Source organism: Anthropogastromicrobium sp. (assembly GCF_037349415.1).
Lineage (GTDB): Bacteria > Bacillota > Clostridia > Lachnospirales > Lachnospiraceae > Anthropogastromicrobium > Anthropogastromicrobium aceti.
This window is the reverse complement of the sequence record NZ_JAXWCK010000013.1, coordinates 1-6,151: the sequence shown is the minus strand read 5'-3', so window position 1 is coordinate 6,151 and position 6,151 is coordinate 1. Positions and strand designations below refer to the sequence as shown.

Genomic DNA, 6,151 nt, shown 5'->3' with positions numbered 1-6,151 from the left:
ATTATGATAAACAGGGACTTTTTCCGAACATGGAACGGGTATCCGGCATCCGCAAGTTTAGTGAGGCGGAGATTGAAGCGCTCCGGGTCATTGAATGTCTGAAAAAGGCTGGCATGGAGATCAAGGACATTCGGCAGTTCATGGATTGGTGCGTAGAAGGACCGGCCACCTACCCACAGCGAAAGGCAATGTTTGAGGCGCAACGGGTGCACATGGAAGCGGAGCTTGAGCATATGAACCGGACGCTAGATATGCTGAAATTCAAATGCTGGTACTATGAGCAGGCAATCAAAGACGGCAGTGAGGATAGACTAAAGTCACTGATTCCTGATCGCTTGCCGGAGGAAATCCGAAAAGCATATGAAAATGCGCATCGCTAAATTCAAGGGAAAAAAAGTGCCTGTCCCCGGCAAAAACTGCAGCGGGGAGGAGTTATGCTGCTAAAGAGACCTCGCCGCAGCATATTTGAAAAAAACGGCATATTTTGCAAAAAAGTAATTTATAAAAAAATAGGGATTGCATTTTAGAAAAAAAGAATTATAATGATAATATCATTTAAGCAAGCAAAGGTGTTTGTAAAGCATTTTTGCCTATTTTTTTGCGCTTCAACACTAGAGCGTGTTTGAAAAATCATTCCCGCAATCTGCACGCTTGAATTTGCGGTATCTTTTGCCCAAATTTGGTTGTCATAGCCCACTACGATGCTCTCATCTGTGCAAAATCTTCCACAAATTGTGACGCACATCTTGCAAAAGTCTTTTTCAAACATGCTCTAGGCATTTGCTGTTTTTTTGAGAAAATGGAGGAAAAGAGAATGAAAACATTAGGATATTATAATGGAAAATTTGGCGAGCTGGACGAGATGAGCATTCCAATGAATGACAGAGTATGCTGGTTCGGAGATGGGGTTTATGACGCAGGGCTGTCAAGAAACTATAAAATTTTTGCATTGAATGAACATATCGATCGTTTATTCAACAGCGCCGGACTTCTGGATATCAAAGTGCCTGTGACAAAAGCAGAACTGGCGGACTTGCTCCAGGAAATGGTAAACAAAATGGATACCGGAAATCTGTTTGTTTATTATCAGGTAACAAGAGGTACCGGCATGCGTAACCATGTATTCCCGGAAGGAAAGGCAAATTTGTGGATTATGTTAAAGCCGGCAGAAGTCGCGGATGGGACGAAGCCAATTAAGCTGATTACAGCAGAGGATACGCGATTTTTCCATTGCAACATCAAGACGTTGAATCTGATTCCGTCTGTCATGGCAGCTGAGAAGGCAAAAAGAGCAGGGGCGGAAGAGTGTGTATTTTACAGACCGGGAAAGCGGGTTACGGAGTGCGCACACAGCAACTGCCACATCATTAAGGACGGCAAACTTATTACAGCGCCGACAGATAACCTGATTCTGCCGGGAATTGTAAGAGCTCATCTGATTAAAGCATGTAAAAAGCTTGAAATTCCGGTGAGTGAGACTCCATATACTCTGGATGAAATGTTTGATGCAGATGAGGTTCTTGTTACAAGTTCAAGCAAGCTCTGCATGTATGCGAATGAACTGGACGGGAAGCCGGTTGGAGGAAAGGCACCGGAACTTCTTGAGAAAATCCGCAAAGAAATCATGGATGAATTTATGACGGCAACCAACTAATCGGTACAAGATTTGTTTTGGATGCTGAATTGGAGGATTTGGTATGAATGGAGCAAAGGACATCCGCTCCTATGGATATAAGGTAGGAAGCATTCCGTGCGGGAAGGCAAACTTGATTACTGATGTGCCGGGAGTGAAGGTCGGGCACTGTACGGTGGAAGAAAATGGTCATAAAACCGGCGTGACGGCTGTTATCCCGTGCGATGGAAATGTTTTCGTAAAGAAACCGGTTGCCAGTGTGTTTACATTAAATGGATACGGGAAGACAGCAGGAACGATTCAAATTGAGGAACTCGGTGTGATAGAGACACCGATTTGCCTGACCAATACCCTGAACGTTGGAAAAGTTTCGGATGCATTGGTTGAATATACGATACAGAAATGTGCCGGGGATCACATCAAAGTGCGAAGCATCAATCCGGTTGTAGGAGAAACAAATGATTCTTTAATCAATCCGATCCAGGAGCGTGCAGTGGAAGTGCATCACGTTATTCAGGCTTTAGAAAGCGCTTCTGAAGCGTTTGAACAGGGGTGCGTGGGCGCGGGACGGGGAACCGTCTGCTGTGGTTTAAAAGGTGGCATTGGTTCGTCTTCGCGGGTGCTGGACTTTGCTGGAAAAACATATACGCTTGGAGCTTTGGTTCAGTCCAATTTTGGTCGTATGGAGGATCTGATGATCTGCGGTCAGCCAGTTGGAAACAGAATCGCGCAGGAACTGCACCCGAAGAACTCAAAGGACGAAGGATCGATTATGATTATAATCGGTACTGATATTCCGCTTTCTGCGCGTCAGTTGAAACGTGTATTAAAACGCGCGGCCGTTGGACTTGTCCGGACCGGTTCTTATATGGGACATGGAAGCGGAGATGTTTTCATTGGATTTACAAACGAAAATTATCTTCCGGCAGCAGGAAAAGAGAAACTTATTTCGATTTCGTGCTTTCCGGAAGACCGGCTGGATCTGGTTTTCCGGATGGCTGCGGAATCAGTAGAAGAAGCAATCTGCAATTCATTGATTTATGCGCATCAGGAAACCGGAGTTGATGGAAAAATTTATCATTGTCTCAGCGAATTTTTGCCAGAGCGTGTTTGAAAAAGGCTTTCTGCAAGATGTGTGTCACAATTTGTGGAGGATTTTGCGTAGAGATCTAGCAATGCCATTTAGCTAGATGTTCGAGAAAATGTTCGATTTGTAATTGAGTTTTTTCAAAAGTACCAAAAAAGCTATTTATGAGGCAAAGCAGCAAAAAAGAGTATACGAAATAAACGGATTAAAAGAATAAAAATAGTCCGCAACATAGAGGATATTCGGTTAAAAAGGCTTATCGAAAAGCAAAATGAACTGCACCAATACCGCGTAAAGGGCGTGAAAATTGGCGCAGTTCTTCATTTACAGCATGAACGTATTTAATCATCAGGTGAATAATATCTTTTTCTGTTCTTGAATCACGCCAAAAATATTTTCTTGCAATTCTTAAAGCAGAAGAAAAATCAACCTGATAATGGTACTTATTTTGAGATTGGTGTTGCTGTTCTATTTCAAGCTGCTGTTTTTGCTTTTCAAGGGCAGCTTCATTGGCAAGAAAAATGCCGAAATTATAGAGAATGAGATTGCCATAAATTTCCTGCTTTAAAAAATCAGGCTTTTTGCTGTGCAGGTAAAGAAGTCCATTAACATGCTTTAAATAACGAAAAGAAGTTTCAATACCCCAGCGTAAGCGATAGCAGGTTTTAATATCGTTTATATCAAATGAAAACGGAAGATTTGTAATAATGTATTCAAATGTATTTGGAGCTGTTTTTATTTTGAGAACACGAAATTGAACGACACAAAGGTGCTTACCATTAAGAAGCGGCTTAAAATGCGGAGTATTCTTAGATGGATTCATGTAATGATATACCTGAGTTTGCTCTTTCATGATTTTTGTCTTCTTATCTGTAAAAAAGCGTGTAACAGAGACATCGAACTCATCTTTGTCATCAGGAAGTTCATCTATAAAGGATGAGAGCATACTTTTGCTGAAGGACGGAAATTTTACCCGGAAAACATAGTTTAAATGTTTTAGTTCACAATGAAAGATTAATTCCGGTATTCGTACCGTTTAATTTCATAGCCCCGGGTATTTGACTTAGTATCCATCTGGGAGATCTTGTGGCCCAGAGAACGCGAATGTGAAGATTCAGTTCCATCGAATCGACACAAATGTGGTCGTGGGACTGCTTGTTCGCGAGTTTTGTTGCTCCGGAACAGATGTGTCTGCCAAAGTCCTTGCGATGTACGCAGGCACTAGAACTCGGCCAATGGAACCCCAGTGGCTTGCCGCTGGGTTAAGTCAGTCGGAAAGTGTACTTTTGAGAAATAATGCTTGGTATTATGCGACAGATGAGGCAAAACAGTCCTACAAGAAAGAACGGAATCAAGAACGAAACGAGCGGCGCAGGCAAGAAAGTGTGAAGTCACAAACTGTGAAAATGAAAAGCTTCCTGCTTGTCATTATTGCGAAGAACATAAGTGTATTGAGTCAGGATGTGATTCATTAAAGGATGCAGGAAGTGAGTATTGTGCCTTGCACCGCCCAAGTAAAAAAACAAGAAGACGTTCATCCCAAAAAGAAAATTATGAGTATGAAGATGCCGATGATTTTTATTATGATCATATTGATGAATATGAAAATTATGATGATGCTCAGGATGATTGGGGTGATTATTGAATATCCGTCATTTGACGGTAAGCGTTCCACACATCCGGTGCCGGCCATCGGCAAAAAAATATAGTGTGAGGTGATGGATATGGATTATATAAAAGAAAAACTATATCAGCAGTTAGCAATTGACTATTGCTGTCAGATTTCGGATATAAAGGATGATAAAAACCATTTTATGAAAGTATTAGTGACCGGTTTTGATCCATTTGGCGGAGAAAGTGTCAATCCAGCTTATGAGGCAGTAAAGCTACTTCCAGACATCATTGAAGGGGCACAGATTATTAAGCTAGAGATTCCAACTGTTTTTAAGAAAAGTATAGAGATAGTAAAAGAGGCAGTGGAAAAAGATCAGCCAGATGTTGTTATAAATGTGGGTCAGGCAGGCGGACGAGCTTGTGTGACCGTGGAGAAGGTGGCAATCAACTTGGCTGATGCAGGCATTCCAGATAATGCAGGTGACAGTCCAGAGGATGAGTCACTAGAAAAAGATGGACCAGATGCTTATTTTTCAACACTTCCAGTGAAAGCAATGGTGGAAAATGTGAGGGCACATGGACTTCCATGTAGTGTTTCCTATTCGGCAGGTACCTATGTGTGCAATAGTGTGATGTATCGTGTACTTCATTTGGCTGCTAGAAGCTATCCAAATATGAAGGCAGGTTTTATTCATGTTCCATATTCGTCTGAGCAGGTGGCAAATAAGGATAGACCGCTTGCATCGATGCCGATTGAGATAATTGCAAAATCGCTGGAACATGCAATTGAGGCAGTGGTAAAAGAATAAAAAGGGTGCTTAACTCCTATGGACGTGGTACTCTGCCTACTTTGATAGAAAAATATCCGGAAAAAACATCACTTCAGAGGCAGGCAAAGAGGTATTTAGAAAGTGGGGGAATGTTGGGAACAGGTATTGGTGTGAGTTGTTGATTCTAAAGCGTAATTTGGAGGGTATTATGACAGTACATGAAAAGGCAGAATTGATAATTAAAGATATTAAATTGGAAAATGGAACAAATCCGGTTCACATTTTTAAGAAGATTGCACGAAAAGAATATATTAGTATTCATGGACCGGAACATCATATATTAGATGGTGCAAGCTTGCTTGTAGCATATAAAAATGCTGGAGGAAACATTGATATTGACAATGCTCTTGAAAAACTAATGTCAGAAGGTCTTAGAATGCCTGGGGCAATGTGTGGATTGTGGGGTATTTGTGGTGCAATTACTTCAATTGGTGCTGCACTATCAATTATTGATGGAACAGGTCCTCTATCAACAGACGGAACCTGGGGAAATCATATGCAGTTTACTTCAAATGCGACTAGTGAACTAGGAAAGATAAATGGTCCAAGATGCTGTAAAAGAGATGCAATGATTGCGTTTAAGAATGGTGTCGAATATGTGAATAGTCATTATGATGTTATATTGGAGTATGAACATATGAAGTGTGAATACTCTGATCAAAATGCGCAGTGTATCAAAGAGAGGTGTCCATATTATATGGTGGATATGAAAACTTACCAAGTTCGTCAAGAACGTTCGGATATAAAACAATGCAAAACACCGATGTAATCGCAAATGATCTGAACGGTCGGACTTGGGAGGAGTTTTAATCAGATTCGGAATGAGACCGCAATGGAGTTTCGGGGGTGCGGACGCTTTCTTGGACCTGAATTAAGCAATTCCAAGACTGCGTCGATACTCCATCGGACTCAAACCCCCTAACGACAGTTTAATCCTTTTATCTCTATACCATTGCATATATTGGTTTATAATGCTGATAAATTCTT

10 protein-coding genes are annotated in these 6,151 nt (G+C 41.4%); 7 read left to right on the top strand and 3 right to left on the bottom strand.

Features of this window, described 5'->3' with window-relative positions:
* The coding region (locus WJP93_RS01780; protein WP_337546529.1) for a MerR family transcriptional regulator at positions 1–380 on the top strand (380 nt) is incomplete at its 5' end.
* Between the two features lie 143 nt (positions 381–523).
* On the opposite strand, the gene WJP93_RS01775 is transcribed toward WJP93_RS01780, so the two are convergent.
* A complete protein-coding gene (locus WJP93_RS01775; RefSeq protein ID WP_337546528.1) occupies positions 524–745 on the bottom strand; it encodes a DUF6783 domain-containing protein in 222 nt (73 codons plus the stop codon).
* 69 nt (positions 746–814) lie between these two features.
* Here WJP93_RS01775 and WJP93_RS01770 point away from each other — a divergent pair, with 69 nt between their 5' ends.
* Positions 815–1,654 (top strand): aminotransferase class IV, encoded by an 840-nt coding sequence (locus WJP93_RS01770; protein WP_337546526.1) that lies wholly within the window; start codon positions 815–817, stop codon positions 1,652–1,654.
* Between the two features lie 43 nt (positions 1,655–1,697).
* Positions 1,698–2,747 carry a P1 family peptidase gene (locus WJP93_RS01765; protein WP_337546525.1) on the top strand — a complete coding sequence of 350 codons (1,050 nt, stop codon included), beginning with the start codon at positions 1,698–1,700 and terminating at the stop codon, positions 2,745–2,747.
* 229 nt (positions 2,748–2,976) lie between these two features.
* Here the strand turns inward: WJP93_RS01765 and WJP93_RS01760 are convergent, their stop codons facing one another.
* Positions 2,977–3,573, bottom strand: a complete 597-nt coding sequence (locus tag WJP93_RS01760; protein WP_337546524.1) for a transposase — start codon at positions 3,571–3,573, stop codon at positions 2,977–2,979.
* A gap of 253 nt (positions 3,574–3,826) precedes the next feature.
* Between WJP93_RS01760 and WJP93_RS01755 the strand changes: the two genes are divergently transcribed.
* The 4 genes from WJP93_RS01755 to WJP93_RS01740 all read left to right on the top strand — a co-directional run bounded on the left by WJP93_RS01755 (position 3,827) and on the right by WJP93_RS01740 (position 5,933).
* Complete coding sequence (locus tag WJP93_RS01755; RefSeq protein WP_337546523.1) at positions 3,827–4,195, top strand: hypothetical protein; 369 nt, start codon at positions 3,827–3,829, stop codon at positions 4,193–4,195.
* A gap of 78 nt (positions 4,196–4,273) precedes the next feature.
* Positions 4,274–4,429, top strand: coding sequence for a hypothetical protein (locus WJP93_RS01750; protein ID WP_337546522.1), 156 nt, complete (start codon positions 4,274–4,276; stop codon positions 4,427–4,429).
* Between the two features lie 105 nt (positions 4,430–4,534).
* Positions 4,535–5,143 carry a pyroglutamyl-peptidase I gene (gene pcp / locus WJP93_RS01745; RefSeq protein ID WP_337546532.1) on the top strand — a complete coding sequence of 203 codons (609 nt, stop codon included), beginning with the start codon at positions 4,535–4,537 and terminating at the stop codon, positions 5,141–5,143.
* 169 nt (positions 5,144–5,312) lie between these two features.
* On the top strand, positions 5,313–5,933 hold the full coding sequence (locus tag WJP93_RS01740; RefSeq protein WP_337546521.1) for a DUF5714 domain-containing protein: 621 nt from the start codon (positions 5,313–5,315) through the stop codon (positions 5,931–5,933).
* Between the two features lie 102 nt (positions 5,934–6,035).
* On the opposite strand, the gene WJP93_RS01735 is transcribed toward WJP93_RS01740, so the two are convergent.
* The coding region (locus WJP93_RS01735) for an IS3 family transposase (RefSeq protein WP_337546531.1) at positions 6,036–6,151 on the bottom strand (116 nt) is incomplete at its 5' end.